Raw genomic sequence first — 20,584 nt, forward strand, 5'->3', positions numbered from 1 at the left:
GGCTAGATAGGTTGGAAGGACAACGCCGACGTCCGACACCCCGTCAGAGCGCCAGCGCCTCGACAAATGGCTGTGGCATGCGCGGCTGGTGAAGGCGCGCACCAGCGCCGCGGCGCTGGTGTCGTCGGGCCATGTCCGGATCAATGGCGTGCGCGAGACGTCGCCCGGCCATGGGGTGAAGACCGGTGACGTGCTGACCATCGCGCTCGACCGCAGCGTGCGCGTGCTCAAGGTGACCGGCTTTGCCGAGCGCCGCGGCGATGCCGCCTCCGTGCGCGGACTGTACGATGATCTGGATGGCGGACGATCCTGATCGATTGCGCCAGAGCAATATCCGGTTCAGTTCTTCGCCCCGCTTCACTTGCGGCACAACACGTCCTGCGCTAGTCCAAGCCAGCCGAATTGTCGATCCGTTCCGGAGCCTTGGATGACTTACGTCGTCACCGAAAACTGTATCAAGTGCAAATACACCGATTGCGTTGAGGTCTGCCCGGTAGACTGCTTCTACGAGGGTGACAACATGCTGGTCATTCATCCGGACGAATGCATCGATTGCGGCGTGTGCGAGCCGGAATGTCCGGCCGACGCGATCAAGCCGGATACCGAGCCGGGGCTGGAGAAGTGGCTGGGCGTGAACGCCGAATATGCCAAGTCCTGGCCCAACATCACCCAGAAGAAGGACCCGCCGGCCGACGCCAAGGAGCACGACGGCGAGGATGGAAAGTTCCAGAAATATTTTTCGTCGAAGCCCGGCGCCGGAGACTGACGGTCGTCTCGCTACCTGCGCGTTCACCAGCGCGCCCCGGCCTGCGGGGTGCCGTCGCGCCGATCGAAATCGTTACGCGGAAACAATGGCCTAGAACACCTCTTGCGGCGAGCGGGACGCGCTGCACGAGTTGTTCTATTCCGGCACGCTTCACTTAACCCTAACTTCGTGGATCCGTCACAATACCGCCCCTGCGGCCTCTAAATCATTGATTTTTGCGGCAAATGTGCTATATATAGCACATTCTCAGAGCCGAACCCGGCCATGCGTAACCTTTTTGGCCGCCCTTTTAGGTTCCCGCAACATCAAACAGGGGCGTGGCAGTTCCGCGCGCAGGCTGTGTCACAGAAAACGCGTAAAAAGAGTGCTTCCAAGAGTACAAAAAAAGCCGCCGCGGCCAGCCGCAGCGTTTCCAAGGGCCGTGCCCGGGCTCCTGTAAAGGAGATTCGGGCTGCCGCGAAGGCCTCGGCTGCCAAGTCCACTAAGAACAAAAGAAGCGCAATGCCTGAAAAGACTGCCAAGACTGCCGCGAAAGCATCCGCCGCGAAGACCACTCTTGCAAAGGACTCTGTTGCCAAGGCTGCGCCTGCCAAGGCCGCCGCTGCGCCCAAGGCTGCTACCAAGACCGCCGTTCCCGCCGCTGCTGCCCCTGTTGCCAAGCCCGCTGTCGCCGCCAAGCCGGCTGCTCCCGCCGCGGCCGCGCCGCGCGTCGAGGAAAAGAAGCTGCCGACCCAGCGCCAGGGCTTCAAGACCAACGAATTCGTCGTCTATCCGGCTCACGGCGTCGGCCAGATCCTGGCCATCGAGGAGCAGGAGATCGCGGGCGCCAAGCTCGAGCTGTTCGTCATCAACTTCATCAAGGACAAGATGACGCTGCGCGTGCCGACCGCCAAGGTCGCCAATGTCGGCATGCGCAAGCTGTCCGACCCGGCGCTGGTGAAGAAGGCGCTCGAGACCCTGAAGGGCCGCGCCCGCGTCAAGCGCACCATGTGGTCGCGTCGCGCCCAGGAATACGAAGCGAAGATCAATTCGGGCGACATCGTCGCGATCGCGGAGGTCGTGCGCGATCTCTACCGTTCGGAGTCGCAGCCCGAGCAGTCCTACAGCGAACGCCAGCTCTACGAAGCGGCGCTCGACCGTCTGTCGCGCGAGATCGCCGTCGTGCAGCACTCGACCGAGACCGAGGCCGTCAAGGAGATCGAGACGCAGCTCGCCAAGAGCCCGCGCCGCGGTGCCAAGACGGAAGCCGATGCGGTCGCCGAAGGTGATGCCGACGCCGAGGGCGATGATATCGACGGCGACGACACCGCCGTGGCCGACGAGGCCGCCTGATCGACCGTTCGCGCGTTTTCCAATTAGTTGCTTACGAAAGCCCGGCCGAAAGGTCGGGCTTTTTGTTTGGGATGCACGTCGACGGCACCGCTTCATGGCCATGGTGTAGACGTGCTCGCCGTTCGCGAGTTGGCGATGGACTGCGTGCGAAGGTGGGGCGCTGGTCGCACTTGCTCCGCTGTCGTCCCGGCGAACGCCGGGACCCATAATCCCGGGCGCTTGCAAGGACGCGCGCTGGAGCTCCAGCGCTCAAGCCATTTGCACTTGTGGTTATGGATCCCGGGTCGGCGCCCGGCAACGCTGTCGCGTTGCCGGTCTTGCCCGGGACGACAGTTGTGGTGTGGCCGTCCTGGCATGGCATCAACCCGCCGGGGCAAGCGGGGAATCCGTCCCTCAGCCCGTCACTCCACCACGATCTTGACGCGGTCGCGGACCTTGACCTGGGCGCGGGCGTCGAGGCCGTTGAGAACGCGGAAGCGCTCGACCGGACGGTCGACGCCGGTCATGCGGTGCGCGAGCGACTCGACCGTGTCGCCCGGCTGCACGGTGATCACCTTGATGCGCAGCGGCCGCGCCGACTGGATCTCCTCCAGGCTGAGCCGGCGGAACGAGTTCACCGTCTCCCGCGCATTGCGCTCGCTCTCGGTGGTCTTCTGGCGAGAGGCGAAGATGAAGCGGTAGACGTCGCTGCCGACGCGCAGCGCGTAGACCTTGAACTGCCAGGGATCGCCGCTCGCCGAGGTCGAGGCCGCCGGGAAGCCGTTGATCGTCAGCTCCTCGGTCGCCGACTTGTCGACGTTCTCCATCCAGCCGGAATTCAGATAGTCGCCGAGCGTCTGCTGCGCCGGCACGCGCACCACGTCGAAGCGCATCGCCTGGGCGCCGCCTTCGCGCACGCCGATCACCGCCTGCGCGGTGTTGTCGAGCGTGAAGTTCTCCGGCGCCTGGAAGGTGAAGCCGAGCTTCGGATGCAGGAAGCGCCGCCCACGCACGAAGCCCTCGCTCGGGTCCTCGCCATAGACGATGTTGTCGACCGCAGCCAAGTAGGTCTCGCGGTCATGCTCCCTGGCCTCGGGGGAGACGTATTGCTTGGCGATGGCGGCAGCGTTCTGCACCCGCTCCGGCGTCGCCGGATGCGACGACAGGAAGTCCTGCGCGCGCGGGTCGATCGCCACCTTGCCGGCCTTCAGCTCGGCGTTGCGCTCCATCGAGCTCAGGAAGCGCGCCGCGCCGTAGGGATCGAACTTCGCCTTGGCGGAGATGCCGACGCCGATGCCGTCGGCCTCGAACTCCTGGGTGCGAGAGAAACTCGCCATCGTCAGCTTGGTCTTGGCGAGCGCCAGCGCCGTCAGGTCCGGATCATTGCCCATGTCGGAGACGACGCGGGTCACCACTGCGGCCTGCCGCGCCTGGTCCTCGCGAATCGCAGCATGGCGCGCCAGCACGTGCGCCATCTCGTGGCTCAGCACCGACGACAATTCGGAGGTGTCGTTGGCGAGCGCAATCAGGCCGCGCGTCACGTAGAGCTGGCCGGTCGGCAGCGCGAAGGCGTTGACCGCACCGGAGTTCAGGATCGTGACCTTGTAGCCCTGGTCGGGCCGATCGGACACCGCCACCAGCCGGTCGACGATCTTGCCGATCAGGCCCTCGAGCTGGGGATCCTCATAGGCACCGCCATAAGTAGCAAGAATGCGCTCGTGCTCGCGATCGCTCGCCGGCGTCGTCTGCACCATCGCCGGCTTCGGCCGCGGCGTCGGCATCGGCGCCGTCGCCTGCTGCAACTTGCCCATGTCGCTGCAACCGGACAACGCCAGTCCCAGGCACAGCAACGCCGGTGCGATCCACGAACCGCAGTTCATCACCGTCATGCGCTTTCGAACAGACAGGCTCACGTCGCTACTCACGTACCTCAGCGGTCAATTCCCGCTCAAAATCTCGATCTGGGCGATCTGCGTCAGTTCCAGTCTCGGACCCGCATGCGCTTCGATCCAACCGCGCACGCGAATCTGTCGATTCGCAAGTGATTTGACGTCGATGCCGGCACCTTCCAATACCGCCATCATACGCTTTGGAATAGTCACCGCGAAGCCCCGTGTCCAGCTACGAGCGAAGTTCAGATAAGTTGTTGTCCCCGTCTGTCGTACGGACAACACCTTCCCTTCGACAACCGTAAATTGCCCTAGGCGAGACAAAATATCGTCTGGACTTTCCGTGTTTTTTATGACGGTCCCAATCTTCCAGAGGCCGCGTCCGGCGCTGCGTGCCTCGGCTTCCGCCGCACCCAGGCTGAGGGCGCAATCCCGGTCCGGCAGGTCGATCCCGCGCAGCACGGCGCCCTGCCGGAGCAGCTCGCTCTGCACCGGCTGGTCCGCACCGGCCACGAAGGCGAAGGCGCGCTGCCGGCCGTAGCGGTCCGGAGTGTCGTCCTCGCCGCGCAGCACGACGTCGCGGCCGCGCAGCAGCACGCGCAGCGCATCGATCGCTGCCGCGTGCTGCTCGTCCGGCGGCGCCTCGAGGCCGGCGAGCCTGACCTCGCGGCCGTCGTCGAGACGGAAGCTGCGCGCATCGATGATCTCGCTGACGTGGCCTTCGCCGAGCTCGGCGAACATGCACGGCGCGGCGTGACTCGCCGACATCATCGCGATGATCGCGACGCTCGCACCGAGCGCAATCGGCCTCCATCTGCCCTGCATTCTGCGCACTCTCGCCATGCTGCATCATCGCACGAAATTTCCATTCCACTGAGCGGAAAGCAGCAGCAGCGGTGCCTTTGCTGAGCGCTTGCCGCCTGCGACCACGTACGCCATGATGCGAACTATCAAAGAGGCCGTCGCCATGTAGCGACGCGCCCGGCAGGGAGGATATCGATGACCAGAACCATCCGCGGCGCGGCGGCGTCGCTGTTCATGCTGGCGTCGGCGCTGACGTTCTCTGCGGGCGTGGCGCATGCGCAGAGCAAGCCGCCGCTGAAGATCGGCGGCATCCTGGACATGTCGAGCCTCTACGCCGACATCACCGGTCCCGGCAGCGAGACCGCGGCGAAGATGGCGGTGGAGGATTTCGGCGGCGAGGTGCTGGGCCGCAAGATCGAGGTGCTTGCGGCCGACCATCTCAACAAGGCCGATCTCGCCGCCAACATCGCCCGCGACATGCTCGACAACCAGGGCGTCGAGATGATCTGGGATGTCGCAGCCTCTGCCACCGCGCTGGCCGCCGGCGAGATCGCCAAGGCGCGCAACAAGATCATCATCTTCAACGGTCCCGGCTCTGTCAGGCTGTCCAACGAGGCCTGCGGCCCGTACACCGTGCACTACGTGTTCGACACCTTCGCGCAGGCCAATGTCACGGGATTGGCGGCGGTGAAGTCCGGCCTCGACAGCTGGTTCTTCCTGACCGCGGATTACGCCTTCGGCCAGGATCTGGAGAAGGACACCACCGCCGTGGTGGTGAAGTCGGGCGGCAAGGTGCTCGGCAGCGTGCGTCATCCGCTCAATACGTCGGACTTCTCGTCCTTCCTGCTCCAGGCGCAGGCCTCCAAGGCCAAGGTGATCGGCCTCGCCAATGCGGGCGGCGACACCATCAACGCGATCAAGCAGGCCGCGGAGTTCGGCCTCAGCAAAGGCGGCCAGAAGCTGTCGCCGCTGCTCGCCTTCGTCTCCGACATCGATAGCGTCGGGCTCGAGACGGCGCAGGGGCTTCTGGTCGCGGAAGCGTTCTATTGGGATCTCAACGACGACACCCGCGCCTTCACCAAACGCTTCATGGAGCGCACCAGGCGCGTGCCGACCTCGGCCCAGGCGGGGGTCTATTCCTCCGTCACGCACTATCTGAAAGCCGTGAAGACGGCCGGGACGACCGATGCGGACGCCGTCATGAAGGTGATGCGGGCGACACCGATCAACGACATGTTCGCCAAGGGCGGCCGCATCCGCGAGGATGGACGCATGGTGCATGACATGTACCTGTTCGAGGTCAAGAAGCCGTCGGAATCGAAGGGGAAGTCCGACGACTACAAGCTGCTCGCGACCGTGTCGGGCGACGAGGCATTTCAGCCGCTCGAGGCGTCGCGCTGCCCGCTTGTGAAGAAGTGACGGCCGGGGCCACGGCATTCCGGGGCGCGCCTGCGCAAGGCGCAAACTCTGCCACGACATCCGTCGTTCCGGGGCAACGCGCAGCGTTGAACCCGGAACCTCGATGTGAGTCCATCAGCTCGGGATTCCGGGTTCGACGCCGCCGTGTCGCCCCGGAATGACGGGAGACATAACACCGGGAAACAACAAGGAGCGCCGGCCATGACCACCAACACGACAGTCCTGCAGCATCTCGACTCCGGCCTGCTCACGATCACGATGAACCGTCCGGAGCGACGCAACGCGCTCAACAGCGACATGACCAAGGGCCTGGTCGAGGCGGCGCATCGCGCGGCCAATGATCCCGAGGTGCGCGCCGTGCTGCTCAAGGGCGCCGGCGGCACCTTCTGCGTCGGCGGCGACGTCAAGGCGATGGCCGAAGCCAAGACCGCGCCCTCGTTCGAGACCAAGGTCTCGACCTTGCGCGAGCGCATGGAGGTGTCGCGGCTGCTGCACCAGATGCAGAAACCGGTGGTGGCGCAGATCGACGGCGCGGCCGCCGGCGCCGGCCTGTCGATCGCGCTGGCCTGCGATCTGCGGGTGGCCGGCGAGTCGGCCAAGATCACGACGGCCTTCGCCAAGGTCGGGCTGTCGGGCGATTTCGGCGGCACCTATTTCCTCACGCAACTGCTCGGCAGCGCCAAGGCGCGGGAGCTGTATCTGACCTCGCCGGTCCTGACGGCGCAGGAGGCGCTCACCCTGGGCATGGTCACCAAGGTCGTGCCCGACGCCGAGGTCGAAGCCGCCACGCGCGCGCTGGCGCTGTCGCTGGCGCAGGGGCCGAGCGTGACGCTCGGCTACATCAAGCGCAACATCAACAATGCCGAGACGATGACGCTGGAGGCCTGCTTCGACGCCGAGGCGATGCATCACTCGCGCTGCAGCGACACAGAGGATCACAAGGAGGCGGCGAAAGCCTTCGTCGAGAAGCGCGCGCCGGTGTTTCAGGGTCGGTAGCTCCGCGTTCTCCGTCATTGCGAGCGACGCGACGCAATCCAGGGTCATGGCCTGAGCTCTGGATTGCTTCGCGTCGCTCGCAATCACGCCGCGGGCCTGTGTGAACACGTGATTCCTCAAAGAGGGCTGCGATGGCTTACCTCCACCTCCGTCAGATCTGCCTGGTCGCGCGCCGGCTCGAGCCGGTGGTCTCGGACATCGCCGCGATCATGGGGCTGGAGGTCTGCTACCGCGATCCGCATGTCGCCAAATACGGACTGGAGAATGCGCTGCTGCCGGTCGGGCCGATCCTGCTCGAGGTGATTGCGCCGACCCGCGAGGACACCGCGGCGGGACGCTTCCTCGACAAGACCGGCGGCCGCGGCGGCTACATGGCGATCTTTTCCTGCGATGATCCCGATGGCCGCGCCGCCCGTGCCAACGAGATGGGTGTGCGGACCGCCAACGTCATCGATCATCCGCCCTATCACGGCGTGCAACTGCATCCGCGCGACTGCCGCGCCGCCTTCATCGAGCTCAATCACACCGAGGGCAGCGACGATGTGCTCGGCCCCTATCCGCCCGCCGGGCCGGATTGGACGCGCGCGATCCGCAGCGACGTGACGACGGCGATGACCGAGGTGGTGCTGCAGAGCCCCGAGCCGGCCTCGCTCGCCGCGCATTGGGGGCACATTCTCGATGTGGTGCCGTCTGCCAGCAGCGACGGTCTTCAGCAGTTGAAATTGCCGAACGCCGGTATCCGTGTCGAACCCGGCGAGCGAGAGCTCATGAGCGGCCTGACATTCCGCGTCGCCGATGCTGCACGTGTGGCCGACGCCGCGTGCGCCCGTGGCTGTGCGGTTTCAGGCGGTTGTTTCACACTTGGCGGCGTTGCGTTCGCGTTGCAGGGGGCGGTCGCCAATTAGTCAATCGGCATGCCCGGGCTTGGTCGGGCATCCACGTTCTTCTTTCCGCGTGTCAAAGACGTGGATGGCCGGGACGAACCCGGCCATTCTGACGTCGGAAGCGCGAGGCCCGTCACCGCCCCTTGAAGTTCGCGAAGCGCCGCTCCTCCGTTGCCTTGACGCCTTCCTTGAAATCCTCGGTCGCGCGCAGCCGGGTCTGTTCGGCGAGTTCGTGCTCGGTCGCTGCCATCACACGGTCGGCGAGGCTGGCGCGCATCGTCGCGCGGGTCGACAGCAGGCCGAGCGGCGAGCATTCGGCGATCTCGGCGGCGAGCTTCATCGCGGCTGTCCGTACCTGGTCCTGCGGCACGCATTCATTGGCGAGGCCCATCTTCAGCGCTTCCTCGCCGGTGACGCGGCGGCTGGTGTAGAACATCAGCTCGGCGTTGTTCTTGCCGATCAGCTCGGGCAGCGTCACCGTCAGCCCGAAGCCGGGATGGAAGCCGAGCTTGGTGAAATTGGCGGAGAAGCGCGCTTCCGGACAGGTGACGCGGAAGTCGGCCGAGACGGCGAGGCCGAGCCCGCCACCGATGGCGGCGCCGTGCACGGCGGCGACGACCGGTTTCTTGCAGCGGAAAATCCGCACGGCCTGCATGTAGAGATGGTTGATCGCCCCGAGGCTGTCCGCCGGATCGCCTTTGGCGCCGGCCGCTTCCTGCGCCTGGCGCGCCGGATCGGTGAAGTTGGCGCCGGCGCAGAACGCCTTGCCCTGCGCCGCCAGCACCGAGGCGCGGATCTCGATGTCGCGGTCGAAGCCTTCGAGCGCGTCGGCGATCTGGTTGATCAGCGAAATGTCGAAAAAGTTGAGCGGCGGCCGGCGGATCTCGATCAGGCCGACATGGCCGTGGATCTCGACGCCGATGTCAGGGAAGTGGGTCATGATGTGGTCTCCGATTCTGCTTTCCGGGCGTCATTGCGAGCGAAGCGAAGCAATCCAGAATCTTGGCGCGGCTCTGAATCGCTTCGCTGCGCTCGCGACGACGGTTCATTGCCAGCGCTATCAGTTCGCGACCGCCGGAATGCTGTCTGCCTCACCTCAGTCCCAGCCCGCGCGCGATGATGCCGCGCAGCACCTCAGTGGTGCCGCCCTGGATCGTCAGCTTCGGCGCGGTCTGCATCGCAAATGTCAGCTGGTTCTCCAAGGTTTCGCGATTTCCTGCGTTCTCCTCGACGAAGGCGGCGAGGTCGCGGACGCGGTGCGGCAGCTGCTGCTCCCATACCGTGCCGACGTCCTTGACGATCGAGGCCTCGACCACCGGCTCCTTGCCGGCCTGCAGCATGCCGGCGACCGACACCGACATCCGCCGCATCGCATGCAGCTGCGCTACCAGCCGGCCGATGCCCTCGGCGCTGCGCGTGTCCGGATCGGGACCGATAGCGCGCACCAGCTCGGTCAGCACGTAATAGGTTTCGAGGAAGCGCTCCGGCCCCGAGCGCTCATAGGCGAGCTCGGAGGTGGCCTGCTTCCAGGCGCCGTCGATCTCGCCGAGCTGATGATCGTCCGGCACGAAGGCGTCGGCGAAGACGACCTCGTTGAATTCCTTCTGCCCGGTGATCTGGCCAATCGGATTCACCTTGATGCCGGGCGACTTCATGTTCACCAGGAACTGCGTCAAGCCATGACGCCTGTTCTCCTTGGTCGACGGCGAGGTGCGGAAGATCGCGATCATGTAGTCGGCCATGTGCGCCGACGTCGTCCAGATCTTCGAGCCGTTGATCAGCCAGCCACCCTCGGTCTTGGTCGCGCGCGTCTTGGCTGCGAACAGGTCGGAGCCGGAGTTCGGCTCGCTCATGCCGATCGCGAAGCACAGCTCGCCGCGGCAGATGCGCGGCAGGATGTCCATCTTGATATGCTCGGGTGCGTAGCGCAGCAGGATCGGGCCGCTCTGCCGGTCGGCGACGAAGAAGCGCCTGACGGGCGCGTTGGCGACGCGCATCTCCTCGGTCACGACATAGCGCTCCAGGAACGAGCGCTCGTGGCCGCCATATCGTTTCGGCCAGGTCATGCCGATCCAGCCGCGCGCGCCGACGCGGGCCGCAAACTCACGTGCGTCGGCATCCTCGCGCTTGGGCTGGTACGGGTTGAAGGTGCCGGCCGCGATCTCATCAGCGAGGAAGGCGCGCACCTCCTTGCGCAGCTCCTCGCATTCCCTCGGCAGCCGGATCGGATCGAAACGAAGTGCGCTCATGCAACAATCCTCTTCGTCGTCAGCGCGAGGCGACCAGCGGCCACAGCTCATCGGCACCGCGCGCGGCGACGCGATTGCCGAGCTCCACGGCCCAGTGACTCTCGGATCCGAAATCGTCGCGCCAGGCCAGCGCGCGCAGCGAGAAGCGGTGCAGGATGTGCTCGGTGGTGAAGCCGATGGCTCCGTGGACCTGATGCGCGATCGCCGCACCCTTCTCGGCGGCCTCGGCGCAGCGGATCTTGGCCGCGGCGGCTTCGAGAAACACCGCGTCGTCGAATGCGGTGGCCCGCGCGATCGCATCCGCGGCCGATGTCGCGGCCGCGCTCGCGGCGGCGCTCTCACCGGCCAGCCGTGCCAGGTTGTGCTGCACCGCCTGGAATTTGCCGATCGGCTTCTCGAAGGCCACGCGCTCACCCGCATAGTTCACGCTGATCGCGAGCAGCCGATCCAGCGCGCCGGCGATCTGCAGTCCGCGGGCGACGCCGCCCATCAGCATCAAGGTCGTGGCGTCGAAGCCGGCCGGTGCTGGCCGGCGTGCCAGCGGCGTGATTGTGTCGAACGTCACCGTGTCGCTGGGATCGTTGGCGAGGTTGAGGCCCGCCTCGATGCGCAGGCGCGCGGTCTCGACCAGCGCGATCGACACGCCGTCTCCGCCCTGGGCGAGCACGGCAACATGCTGCGCCGTCCTGGCGAACGGCACGCCGCGGGCGCGGCCGGACAATGTGCCGTCGGTGTCGAGCGTGATCCGGTCCCTCGGATGAGCCGGCGCGATCGTCATGGGGCCGTCGGGCGAGGCAATGCCGCCTTGCTGCAGCAGCCAGCCCGCGAGCAGCGTCTCGGCCAGCGGCACCGCAATCGCAAAACGGCCGGCGGCATTGATGATCTCAAAGCCGTCGGCGAGGTCAGTGCCGGCGCCGCCGAACTCCTCGCCCACCCAGGCGAGCGGCAGGCCGGCCTCGCTCAGCGCCCGCCACAGCGGCGCCGTCCAGCGGCCGTCCTTGTCGTGATTGATCGTCTGCGGGTCGGCGAGATCGGCGAAGATCTTTTCCGCGGTCGCAACGACGATGTTCTCAGCTTCCGCCACAGCGCTCCTCGCCCTCGTTGTCGTCGGTCTCGGCGCGCCATGTCCTGCGCGCGCCGGCGATGTTTTGCCGGCATGATGAGCGCAAGCGACGGTCCTGACAAGCGTAGCCCGCTGCAGGGCCCCGTCCGCTCGCCGCATGGAGGCGAGCGATTTCCGCGCTGCGGAGATTTTGCCGATTTTGCAGATGCAGCGATGTTGGCTAAGAAGAAGCAAAGCAAACAGGGAGGTGCGGAATGGCTGAAGGTCTGTGCGCGATCGTGACGGGTTCGGCGTCCGGCCTCGGAGCCGCGACCGCGTTGCTGCTGGCGAAGGCCGGCATGCGCATCGTCGTGAACTATTCGAACAGCAAGAGTGAGGCCGAGCAGACTGCCGATCTCTGCCGCAAGGAAGGTGCCGAGGTCGTCGTCGTCCAAGGCGACGTGTCGCGCGACGAGGATTGCCGCAAGATCGTCGCCGCCGCTGCGGCCTGGGGCCGGCTGGATGCGCTCGTCAACAATGCCGGCACCACCAAGCACGTACCGCACGATCAGCTCGACGGCCTTTCGGCCGAGGATTTCCAACGCATCTTCGCGGTCAACACCATCGGCCCCTTCCAGATGGTGCGCGCTGCGCGGCCGCTGCTCGAAGCGGCGGCCAAGGCGACGGCGCGTGCGTCCGCGGTCGTCAACGTCTCGTCGGTGGCCGGCATCAGCGGCGTCGGCTCGTCGGTTGCCTACGCCGCCAGCAAGGGCGCGCTCAACACGATGACGCTGTCGCTGGCCCGCGCCCTGGCGCCCGCGATCCGCGTCAACACCGTCTGCCCCGGCTATATCGATACGCCCTGGTTCACCAAGGGCCGCGGCGAGGCCGGCGCCAAGCAGGTGCGCGATGCCGTGGTGGCGCGGGTGCCGCTGCGCGCGGCTTCATCCGCTGAGGATATCGCGCAGCTCGTGGCGTTCCTGGCGAGTCCGGCGTCAGGCCACATGACCGGCGAGGTCGTGCGCATGGATGCGGGGATGCATCTGTTGGGGTGAAATGGTCATGGCGAGCGGCCGCTGTGGTCGCTCGCAATGACGTGGCGTGAGGCGGTTACCGATTGAAATCGCGGATCGTGCCGCTGGCGACCAGCCTGTTCCAGATGAATAGCACCACGACCGCGCCGAGGGTCGCGGTCACGTAGCCCGCGCCCTGGTCGGGGCCGTAGCGGCCGATGGCCTGCCCGATGGCGGTGGCGAGGAACGCGCCGAGGATTCCGAGCACGATGGTCAGGATGAAGCCGGAGGGATTGTTGGGACCCGGCGATAGAAGCCGCGCCAGGAAGCCGGCGACCAGCCCGACGATCAGAATGTGCAGCATGAGTGTCGTCCTTCCCGTCAGCGATCGCGGAGCGTCAGATCCGGCCCGCCAACTCGTGCTCGGTCGGCAGCCGCCCGTCCGGCGTGAGCTGATCGATCACTTTCGGCAGGTACTGGCTCAGCCCGTTCAACAGCTCCTCGCGCGACAGCCCGCTCTGCGCGGTGAGCTGATCGATCTGATCGGCGCCGAGCGCATTGGCGAGATCGCCGGGCGAGATCGGCTTGTTCTCGCCGGGGGAGACCCAGGAGTTCGCGGTGTCGCCATGGCCCTTGTCCTGGAACTGGCGCAGGAGATCGCCGAGCCCGCCCGACAGCACGCTGCCGGCGGCACCGCCCGCAAGCAGGCCGCCGAGGCCGCCGGCGATGATGTTGCCGAGGCCGCCACTCAATCCGCCGCCGAGCGGTCCGCCTTGATTCCCGGTCGGCTGGGGCGGCGGGACCGGCGCTGGCGCCGCGTTCGGCTGCTGCCCATTCTGCGAGAAATGCTTCACCGCTTTCCACGCCAGCAAAGCGAGGATCGCCATCGTCATCGGCGACATGCCGCCGCTCTTCTGCGTGGTCGGATGACTCGGCCCGTTCGGGCCGTTCTGCATGCCGTTGAGGATATCGAGTAGACCCATGACCCTGCCTCCTGCGCCCCACGCCGACAAAACCTATGGGCTTGCACGCGGCGTTACAAGCCGCGTGCAGAATGGTCGCACAGGGGGAACGTGTCGCGCGCGGCTCAGTTCCTGGCTTCGGCCCGTTTCGGCGCCTTGGCTCCGGGCGGCGCGGCCGCGGTCTGGCTCGGGCCGGTGAACATCCGCTTCAGTTCGTCGAGCTTCTCGGACAGGACCGGAAAGTTGCACGAGAACGAATCGCGGCGCCAGCCGTCCTTGGCACATTGCGCCGCCTTGATGCGGGCGCGTGCCTCCACGTTCGACGTCGGCGGTGGCAATCCGCCTTGCGCGGACGAAGCCGGCGGCTTGCTCGGCCGTTGCGGCGGCGGGGCCGGCATGGCCGGCTTCGGCGGCTCGATCGCGGCCCGCGCCGTCATGTCCCTGAGCGAGGGCTGGAGGTCCTGCGTTTGCGGCCGCGACATCATCGCCGAGCTCATGTTGGCGTGGCGCTGGCGCTCGAGGTATTGCGTATACTGCTGGTCGATGAACTTCTGCTCTTCGGCCGTGGGATTGGGACCGGCAATGTCGAAGCTGCGATCCTGCATGAAGTCGTAATAGACATAGCCGCCGCCCGGCTTCCGTCTCCCGGCAAATTTAGCGTTGCACTGCGCCAGCGCCGCCGTCTTCTCCTCCTTGGAGGCCGACTTCTCGGCGGCGTCGGCGCATTCCTCGAAATCCGTCGGGGAGCGGCTCCACCACTCTGCGTGCGCGCGTGGAGGTTGCACGGCGGGCAAGCAGGTGATCGCTGCAAAGATCAGTACTGGCAGGCGGGGTGGGTACACGAACGGCAATCCTCAGCGGCTCCCCGCCTCAGATGACGGGAGATTGTCGCCATTTTGCGGCGAGGTGTGACTCCAATGCTGCGTAATTTGCGACTTTCTTCTTTATTTGCCGTGGTTCCGTGATCTGGTTGCCACAGTCGGGTCGGCATTGACGGCGGTGCCGCTCGTGAATCGCACCTTGCTGTGGCGCCGGAACGATACGCAGCATCTTTCCACCATTTTCATCCCGCCGTAGTTGACAAAACTAATCTTGACGTTGGAAAGATTGGTGTTGACGGAACCGGGCGAGCGCTCCTATGAATATCTTGACAATGGAAAGATAAACTGCGCGCGTCCGGCGCGGAGGAGGCGGCCATGAAAGTGTTCCTCACGGTCAAGCTGGCGCTGCTGCCGTTCGTCGTGTTCTGGGCGCTACTGGCCTGGCACCAGCCGGCATGGGCGGTGTGGTCCGCGCTGGGCCTGGCGCTGGCCGCCAATGTCTGGCGCGCCTCCCGGGGCCAGCTCGCGCCGCTGGAACTCGGAAGCCTCGCGCTGTTCGTCGTGCTGGCGATCGCCAACGACGTCGCGCCGAATTGGACGGCCGGCAATGCGCTGTGGCTGTCCTTCGCAGGGCTCGGCCTCATCAGCTTTGCTTCGCTCGCCGTCGGTCGTCCCTGGACCGCGGACTATTCCCGGTCGGCCTATGCCGACAGCGCCGCGACGCCCCAGTTCCACCTGATCAACATGATGATGACCGGGCTCTGGGGCGTCCTGTTCCTCGTGCTCGGCCTGTGCCGCTGGGCCGGCGTCGCCTCCTGGATCACGACGATGATCGTCGTCGTCGGCGCGCTGATCTCGATCTTCGGCCCGCGCTTCGCGATTCGCCAGGCCTTGCTGCGCATGCGGGCCGCGCGCGAGGAGTGCCAATGGCCGGCGCCGAGCTTCACCCAAGCGGCCGACACCGAGTGCGACGTCGCGGTGATCGGCGCGGGCATCGGCGGGCTGACGGCGGCAGCCCTGCTCGCGGAATCCGGGCTGAAGGTGAAGGTGTTCGACCACCACGTCGTGCCCGGCGGCTTCTGCCACACTTATCTGCGCAAGGCCCACCACGACAACAAGCCGGTGCTGTATCGCTTCGATGCCGGGCCGCACGATTTCTCCGGCGTCTGGCCCGGCGGGCCGGTCGACAGCGTGCTGCGCCGGCTCGGCGTCGCCGACCGCATCCAGTGGAAGCGGGTCATTCACTCCTACCGTCTCGCCGGCCGCCGCATCGACGTGCCCGAGGACTGGCGCGCCTATGTCCGACTGCTCTGCGAGATGTTTCCGGCCAGCGCGGACGGGCTGACCCGGCTGTTCGACACCATCCATGCCATCTTCGAGAGCATGTATGCGACGGGGCAGGGCCGCAGCGGCATTCCCGGCATGCCGGCCACATTGGAGGAGATGCTGGCCTTCCCGCGCAAGCATCCGCAGGCGTACCGCTGGATGAACCGCCCGTTTGACGAGCTGGTCGTCGCCCATGTCTCCGATCCCGAGCTGATCGCCTATCTCAATGCGCTGTCGGGCTATCTCGGCGACGGCAGCGAGAAGCTGAGCTGCGCCCAGATGGTCCCGATCTTCGGCTACTACTTCAAGGGCGGCTTTTATCCGGTCGGCGGCTCCGGCCACCTCGCGGACGTGCTCGCCGAGGCGGTCACTGCCCGGGGCGGCGAGGTGCATCTGAAATCCAAGGTCGCGCGCATTCTGGTCGAGGACGGCCGTGCCGCCGGTGTCGTGCTCGGCAATGGCCGCACGGTCCGCGCGCGTGCGGTGGTCTCGAATGCCGATCTCGGCCGCACCTTGACCGAGCTTCTGAGGCCCGACGATCTGCCCGCCGTCTTTCGTGAGCGTGCCCGCAGCCTCGCGCCGGCGACGTCGTGCTTCTCGGTGCATCTCGGCCTCGACATGGTGCCCGACATCGCGCCCGCCACGCATCTCGACTCGCCGATGGGGATCGGCCTCGCGGTGATGTCCAAGCTCGATCCGTCGGCGGCGCCCGAGGGACATGCGACGATGACGATCATCACCCTCGTTCCTCACGAGCAGGCCAAGGGCTGGTTTCCGGGCGAGGGCGGCGACGACTGGAAGGCGTGGCGCCGCTCGCCGGACTACGAGGCGCGCAAGCAGCAGCTCGGCGATGCCATGGTCGCGGCCGCCGAGACCATCATTCCCGGCCTGTCGCAGCACATCGTCTACCGCACCGACGCCAGCCCCGTGACCTATGCGCGCTACGACCTCGCCAGCGACGGTGCGATCTATGGCCTGGCCCGGTCGGGACGGCTGAAGGGCGCCAAGGCTCCGCTGCGCAACCTCGTCATCGCCGGCGGCGGCAATGCCGGAGCGGGCGTCGAGGCCGTGGTGATCTCGGGCGCTGAGGCGGCCGAAGCGCTCGTGCCCGGCCTGCTGGCGCGCGCATCAGAGGTCGCGTCGGATCCGCTGAAGGCACGGGCGCGGGCGGCGTGAGCGCGCCGCCTGCCGCAGCTCGGGCGCATCAAGGCGTATAGAGGTAGCGCAGCAGGGTGCGGCCGACGGTCTCCAGGCTCTGCGCCGAGCACTGCTCGATCGTATCCTGCGTGGTGTTGAAATAGGGCTCGTAGTCGAAGTCGATGACGAGGAAGCTCGGAATCCCGGCCTGCTGCAGCGCCGTGTGGTCGTCGCTGATCGGATACGCCGTGGGCTCCGGCGAGAACGCCGATGGCGCGATACGGCTGCCGATGCTCCAGAACCTCTTGACCTCGGGCAGCGCCGAGGCCAGCGACGAGGGCTCCGGCTGCAGCTTGAGATCCTTGTCGCAGACCATGTCGAAATCGACCGCCTTCTCCGGCTTGTGCGCCGGATAATAGGTCTTCAGATTGGCCGCGAAATGCGGCGAGCCCAGCGGACGCCAGGTCGGATCGCCGGCGCCGAGCGATTTCGGCCCCTCCTCGCCGTCGAAGAAGATCATGTCGATGCCGACGTCGGGCTTCGGCGACAGCGACAGCACGCGTGCGGTCTCCAGCAGCAGCGCGACCGCCGAGGCGGAGTTGTTGGCCCCCGGCATCGGTGCGTCCGGCGATTTCGGGTCGCGATAGGCCTTGACGATGCTGTCGTAATGCGTCGCGACGATGATGCGGCGCGGGTTCTGCGCCTGGAAGCGGGCGATGATGTTGGTCAGCGGGATCGTCTTGCCGTCGTCGCCCTTGGCGGTGAAGCTCTGCGTCAGCACCGCGTCCGCCGCGCTCTTGGCCATCGCCGCCTTGATGTAGTCGATCGTTTTCTGATGTCCCGGCTCGCCCATCGAGCGCGGCGTGAATTTCAGCAGGTCCGCGATATGGGCCATCGCGCGCTGCCCGTCCCAGAGCTCGATCTGCGCCTCTGCGGCGCGTGCCGCGGGGGATGCAAACAGCAATGCCGCCATTGCCACCGTAGCGGTCAGGCGAGGCCAGAACTCAGTCATCGAGAAGCTCTTCAAAATGAAAATCAGGACGTCTTCTTGCCGAACGGAATGAACAGGATGCCGGCGCAGACAGCCAGCGCCACCGCGAAATAATAGGTGATCGCGCGCGAGCCGATCGTCGGGATCAGCGCGAAGGTCGTGACCAGCGTGCCGACGACGTTGCCGATGGTCGAGACGCCGTAGACCAATCCGGCGACGCGGCCGGCCTCGTCGGCCGAGCGCGTCAACAGGCTGACGGCGATCGGGGAGAAGGTGCCGAGCAGGGTCAGCGGCACCAGCAGCAGCGCGGTCGAGGCCATCAGCGTGGCCGCCGGACCGTCGCCGACCGTGTCGAGGATGTCGGCCATGACGATGTCGGCCGTCGCCGGCACGAGCGCCATGTAGGCGGCGGCGATCAGGATCATGGTGCCGATGGTGCGCGTCGTCGGCTGCCGGTCGACGATGGCGCTGCCGGCGAAATAGCCGATCGCGAGCGCGCACAGCACCGTCGAGATCAGGCTGGCCCAGGCGCCGATGCCGCTGCCGAAATACGGGTTGAGATAGCGGCTGCCGAGCATCTCGAAGCCCATCAGCACGCAGCCGACCAGGAACGAGCAGAGATAGATCGCCAGCAGGCCCGAGCGTGACACCGGCGCGCTCACGGCAGCTTCCTGTTGTGGCGCTCGATGCTCTTCAGCGCCTCGACCGGCGCGAAGTCGTCTGTCAGCACCTTGGCGTTTGCATCGATCACCTGGCCGCCGTCGATCTCGATGCGCTTGCGCTGCGCCAGCATCTCGGCAAGCTTGTAGCGGAAGCCGAACTCCTTGTCGCGCTCCTGCGCGATGGCGGCGAGATCCTCGGGCTTCCGCTCGTCGCCGAGATAGCCGACCATGACGATGTTGCCGCCGGCCTCGTAGAAGTCGACCTGCGGGAACACGCTGTGAATGGTCTTGACCGCGGCGTCGAACAGCATGGTCGACGGCTCGACGTTCTGCGCCACCACGCCGCCCTCGGCGAGATGGTCCTTGACGAGCTGGTAGAACTCCTTGGTCAGCAGATGGAACGGCACGAACGGGCCGCGATAGGCATCGATCAGGATGATGTCGTAGCGCTCCTTGGATTCCTGCACGAACAGCCGGCCGTCGCGGTTGGCGACGTGGAAGTTCGGCTCCTCCTTGATGCCGAAATATTTCTTGGCGAGCTCCAGCACGGTCGGATCGAGCTCGACCGAGGTCACCTGCACCTTGGGCAGGGAGCGGTGCAGGTACCAGGCGGTGCGGCCGCCGCCGAAGCCGATCTCCAGGATCGAGCGGACGTCCTTGGCATACATCACGCTCGCGGTCATGAAGCGGGTATAGTCGACCGGCAGATCGAGCTCGTCGCGGGTGTTGTAGACGCTCTCGGTATAGATGCGCCGGTTGTGACCGAAGGTCATGCTGCGGTAGGGCGCCTGCTCGTAGACATAGATGTTGTTGTAGAGCGACTCCTTGGACTCCAGCAGATGGCGGGTATCCTGCGCGCTTGCGGCGGCGACGGAGAGGAGAGCTGCGAGCGCGCCTGAAATGACCGATCGGATGAGCATCGACTTGTCTGTTTCCCTCGGCTGAAATGGGCAGGCGGCTGGCCCGGCCGCGTGACGCGCTCAGGCACGACCAATACGGCGATCCCAAGGCCGGGGTCCGGATCGGCGCCGTTCTCTTAGACCATCGGCTGCCTTCCGGATAGTCAAACCACCCCTCCCTACGGGCCTGTGATCGGTAGGCGCCCCGCCTCAACCGGGATCACGCGGCCGCGTTCCCGCCGTCTTCCCCTCACAGGACCCGAGCGTCGTTGTGCCACGGCCGGCCGTCCGGTTCAGGCGACGACCGGAGAGGCTTCCGGTCGGTGGCCGGGTCTGCTATGGAGGCGGCGAAGCAGGTGCACTTCGGTGCAGGCTCCGGTCCCGTAGCTCAGCTGGATAGAGCGGCGGTTTCCTAAACCGTAGGTCGCATGTTCGAGTCATGCCGGGATCGCCAACTGCCGCAGCCTTGCGCGCGCAGACCTCTCCAGATCAAGCCCGGCGCACGCGTGATCCGGCCCGTTCGGGAATCGGGTGGAGCGGTTCGCTGCCATCGAGGAACTTCTCCGGGTGAGACGGCGGCCTGAGCCCCGTCCGTGCGGCGCGCAATCGCCGCCGAGATGCATCACCCTGGAGCGCTTTCCATGCATACGACCATCGAGCCGGGCATCCTTTATTTTGGGACGCCGGTCGTCCTCATCAGCACCGTCAATGAGGATGGCGGCTTCAATCTCGCGCCGATGTCGTCGGCATTCTGGCTCGGCCGGCGCTGCATGCTGGGCCTCGCCGCCGGATCGAAGACGCCGCAGAACATGCGCCGCACCGGCGAGTGCGTGCTGAACCTGCCGTCGGTCGATCTCGTCGCCGCCGTCGATCGCCTGGCGCAGACCACGGGATCGGACCCGGTGCCGGCGATGAAGCAGCGCAAAGGCTATCGCCACGTGTCCGACAAGTTCGCCGCCGCCGGGCTGACCGCAACGGCGTCGGAGACCGTTGCGGCTCCGCGCGTCGCCGAATGCGCGGTCCAGCTCGAAGCGCGCATCGAGTCGGTGCATGGCATCGCCGACGACGACGCGATCCTGAGGGGGCATATCCAGTGCTTCGAGGTGCGGGTGCAGCGGGTCCATGTCGACGAGGCCATCCTGATGGACGGCACGCGTGACCGCATCGACCCGGACAAATGGCGGCCGCTGATCATGAGCTTCCAGCAGTTCTATGGCCTGGGCGCGCGCCTTCACGAGTCGCGACTGGGCACCATTCCGGAGGCGGCCTATCGTACGCCCGACGTCGAGCGCGCCCGCAAGGCGGCCATGCGGACGGAGGTGGCGGCAGGCTGAGCCGGCTCGGCCCCGAGTCTCGCCTGGAATCGCGCTGCCACACGTTCAACTCTGCATCCGAGTGCGAGAGGTTGAGGAC

At 66.4% G+C, this 20,584-nt stretch carries 19 protein-coding genes, 1 tRNA gene and 1 pseudogene; 10 read left to right on the top strand and 11 right to left on the bottom strand.

The window, feature by feature from the left end; all coding sequences use genetic code 11:
* Positions 1–46 precede the first annotated feature (46 nt).
* The 3 genes and pseudogenes from QX124_RS12440 to QX124_RS12450 form a co-directional block, all read left to right on the top strand.
* Positions 47–313: pseudogene (locus QX124_RS12440) on the top strand (RNA-binding S4 domain-containing protein); the annotation flags it as partial.
* Positions 314–427: 114 nt separating this feature from the next.
* The gene (gene fdxA / locus QX124_RS12445) at positions 428–766 is read left to right on the top strand and encodes a ferredoxin FdxA (protein ID WP_315715248.1); all 339 of its coding nucleotides are present in this window, start codon (positions 428–430) and stop codon (positions 764–766) included.
* Positions 767–1,267: 501 nt separating this feature from the next.
* Positions 1,268–2,098 (top strand): CarD family transcriptional regulator, encoded by an 831-nt coding sequence (locus QX124_RS12450; RefSeq protein WP_315715249.1) that lies wholly within the window; start codon positions 1,268–1,270, stop codon positions 2,096–2,098.
* Positions 2,099–2,499: 401 nt separating this feature from the next.
* Here QX124_RS12450 and QX124_RS12455 read toward each other — a convergent pair whose 3' ends face one another.
* Both QX124_RS12455 and QX124_RS12460 read right to left on the bottom strand, forming a co-directional pair.
* The gene (locus QX124_RS12455) at positions 2,500–3,966 is read right to left on the bottom strand and encodes a M48 family metalloprotease (protein ID WP_315735734.1); all 1,467 of its coding nucleotides are present in this window, start codon (positions 3,964–3,966) and stop codon (positions 2,500–2,502) included.
* A gap of 48 nt (positions 3,967–4,014) precedes the next feature.
* The gene (locus QX124_RS12460) at positions 4,015–4,791 is read right to left on the bottom strand and encodes a thermonuclease family protein (RefSeq protein ID WP_409997687.1); all 777 of its coding nucleotides are present in this window, start codon (positions 4,789–4,791) and stop codon (positions 4,015–4,017) included.
* Positions 4,792–5,004: 213 nt separating this feature from the next.
* Between QX124_RS12460 and QX124_RS12465 the strand changes: the two genes are divergently transcribed.
* The 3 genes from QX124_RS12465 to QX124_RS12475 all read left to right on the top strand — a co-directional run bounded on the left by QX124_RS12465 (position 5,005) and on the right by QX124_RS12475 (position 8,090).
* Complete coding sequence (locus tag QX124_RS12465; RefSeq protein WP_315783486.1) at positions 5,005–6,189, top strand: ABC transporter substrate-binding protein; 1,185 nt, start codon at positions 5,005–5,007, stop codon at positions 6,187–6,189.
* 201 nt (positions 6,190–6,390) lie between these two features.
* The gene (locus tag QX124_RS12470) at positions 6,391–7,185 is read left to right on the top strand and encodes an enoyl-CoA hydratase (protein WP_315783278.1); all 795 of its coding nucleotides are present in this window, start codon (positions 6,391–6,393) and stop codon (positions 7,183–7,185) included.
* A 131-nt stretch (positions 7,186–7,316) separates the two neighbouring features.
* A complete protein-coding gene (locus QX124_RS12475; RefSeq protein WP_315797303.1) occupies positions 7,317–8,090 on the top strand; it encodes a hypothetical protein in 774 nt (257 codons plus the stop codon).
* A gap of 112 nt (positions 8,091–8,202) precedes the next feature.
* Here QX124_RS12475 and QX124_RS12480 read toward each other — a convergent pair whose 3' ends face one another.
* The 3 genes from QX124_RS12480 to QX124_RS12490 form a co-directional block, all read right to left on the bottom strand.
* Entirely contained in the window at positions 8,203–9,009 is an 807-nt protein-coding gene (locus QX124_RS12480; protein ID WP_315735138.1) for an enoyl-CoA hydratase/isomerase family protein, read from the bottom strand.
* A 151-nt stretch (positions 9,010–9,160) separates the two neighbouring features.
* Positions 9,161–10,318, bottom strand: a complete 1,158-nt coding sequence (locus QX124_RS12485; protein WP_315797304.1) for an acyl-CoA dehydrogenase family protein — start codon at positions 10,316–10,318, stop codon at positions 9,161–9,163.
* 19 nt (positions 10,319–10,337) lie between these two features.
* Complete coding sequence (locus QX124_RS12490; protein ID WP_315797305.1) at positions 10,338–11,402, bottom strand: acyl-CoA dehydrogenase family protein; 1,065 nt, start codon at positions 11,400–11,402, stop codon at positions 10,338–10,340.
* 233 nt (positions 11,403–11,635) lie between these two features.
* Between QX124_RS12490 and QX124_RS12495 the strand changes: the two genes are divergently transcribed.
* Positions 11,636–12,415: an SDR family oxidoreductase gene (locus tag QX124_RS12495; RefSeq protein ID WP_315735132.1), complete on the top strand. Its 780-nt coding sequence runs from the start codon at positions 11,636–11,638 to the stop codon at positions 12,413–12,415.
* 55 nt (positions 12,416–12,470) lie between these two features.
* Here the strand turns inward: QX124_RS12495 and QX124_RS12500 are convergent, their stop codons facing one another.
* The 3 genes from QX124_RS12500 to QX124_RS12510 all read right to left on the bottom strand — a co-directional run bounded on the left by QX124_RS12500 (position 12,471) and on the right by QX124_RS12510 (position 14,177).
* On the bottom strand, positions 12,471–12,737 hold the full coding sequence (locus QX124_RS12500) for a GlsB/YeaQ/YmgE family stress response membrane protein (protein ID WP_315735131.1): 267 nt from the start codon (positions 12,735–12,737) through the stop codon (positions 12,471–12,473).
* A 34-nt stretch (positions 12,738–12,771) separates the two neighbouring features.
* Positions 12,772–13,356 carry a YidB family protein gene (locus QX124_RS12505; protein WP_315735129.1) on the bottom strand — a complete coding sequence of 195 codons (585 nt, stop codon included), beginning with the start codon at positions 13,354–13,356 and terminating at the stop codon, positions 12,772–12,774.
* A gap of 104 nt (positions 13,357–13,460) precedes the next feature.
* Complete coding sequence (locus QX124_RS12510) at positions 13,461–14,177, bottom strand: hypothetical protein (protein ID WP_315735127.1); 717 nt, start codon at positions 14,175–14,177, stop codon at positions 13,461–13,463.
* Positions 14,178–14,531: 354 nt separating this feature from the next.
* Between QX124_RS12510 and QX124_RS12515 the strand changes: the two genes are divergently transcribed.
* Positions 14,532–16,658 carry an FAD-dependent oxidoreductase gene (locus QX124_RS12515; protein WP_315797306.1) on the top strand — a complete coding sequence of 709 codons (2,127 nt, stop codon included), beginning with the start codon at positions 14,532–14,534 and terminating at the stop codon, positions 16,656–16,658.
* A gap of 28 nt (positions 16,659–16,686) precedes the next feature.
* On the opposite strand, the gene QX124_RS12520 is transcribed toward QX124_RS12515, so the two are convergent.
* The 3 genes from QX124_RS12520 to QX124_RS12530 are packed head-to-tail and all read right to left on the bottom strand — an operon-like array spanning position 16,687 to position 19,192.
* Entirely contained in the window at positions 16,687–17,631 is a 945-nt protein-coding gene (locus QX124_RS12520; RefSeq protein WP_315797307.1) for a M28 family peptidase, read from the bottom strand.
* Between the two features lie 23 nt (positions 17,632–17,654).
* Positions 17,655–18,272, bottom strand: a complete 618-nt coding sequence (locus QX124_RS12525; protein ID WP_315735121.1) for a fused MFS/spermidine synthase — start codon at positions 18,270–18,272, stop codon at positions 17,655–17,657.
* A complete protein-coding gene (locus tag QX124_RS12530) occupies positions 18,269–19,192 on the bottom strand; it encodes a fused MFS/spermidine synthase (RefSeq protein ID WP_315735118.1) in 924 nt (307 codons plus the stop codon). The genes QX124_RS12525 and QX124_RS12530 overlap by 4 nt, the downstream gene beginning before the upstream one ends.
* Before the next feature lie 356 nt (positions 19,193–19,548).
* Here QX124_RS12530 and QX124_RS12535 point away from each other — a divergent pair.
* Together QX124_RS12535 and QX124_RS12540 are read left to right on the top strand one after the other, a co-directional pair.
* Positions 19,549–19,625, top strand: a tRNA-Arg gene (locus tag QX124_RS12535).
* Between the two features lie 187 nt (positions 19,626–19,812).
* Positions 19,813–20,505 (top strand): flavin reductase family protein, encoded by a 693-nt coding sequence (locus QX124_RS12540; RefSeq protein ID WP_315797308.1) that lies wholly within the window; start codon positions 19,813–19,815, stop codon positions 20,503–20,505.
* The last annotated feature ends 79 nt before the right edge of the window (positions 20,506–20,584 follow it).

This window comes from Bradyrhizobium sp. SZCCHNRI3043 (assembly GCF_032377735.1).
Lineage (GTDB): Bacteria > Pseudomonadota > Alphaproteobacteria > Rhizobiales > Xanthobacteraceae > Bradyrhizobium.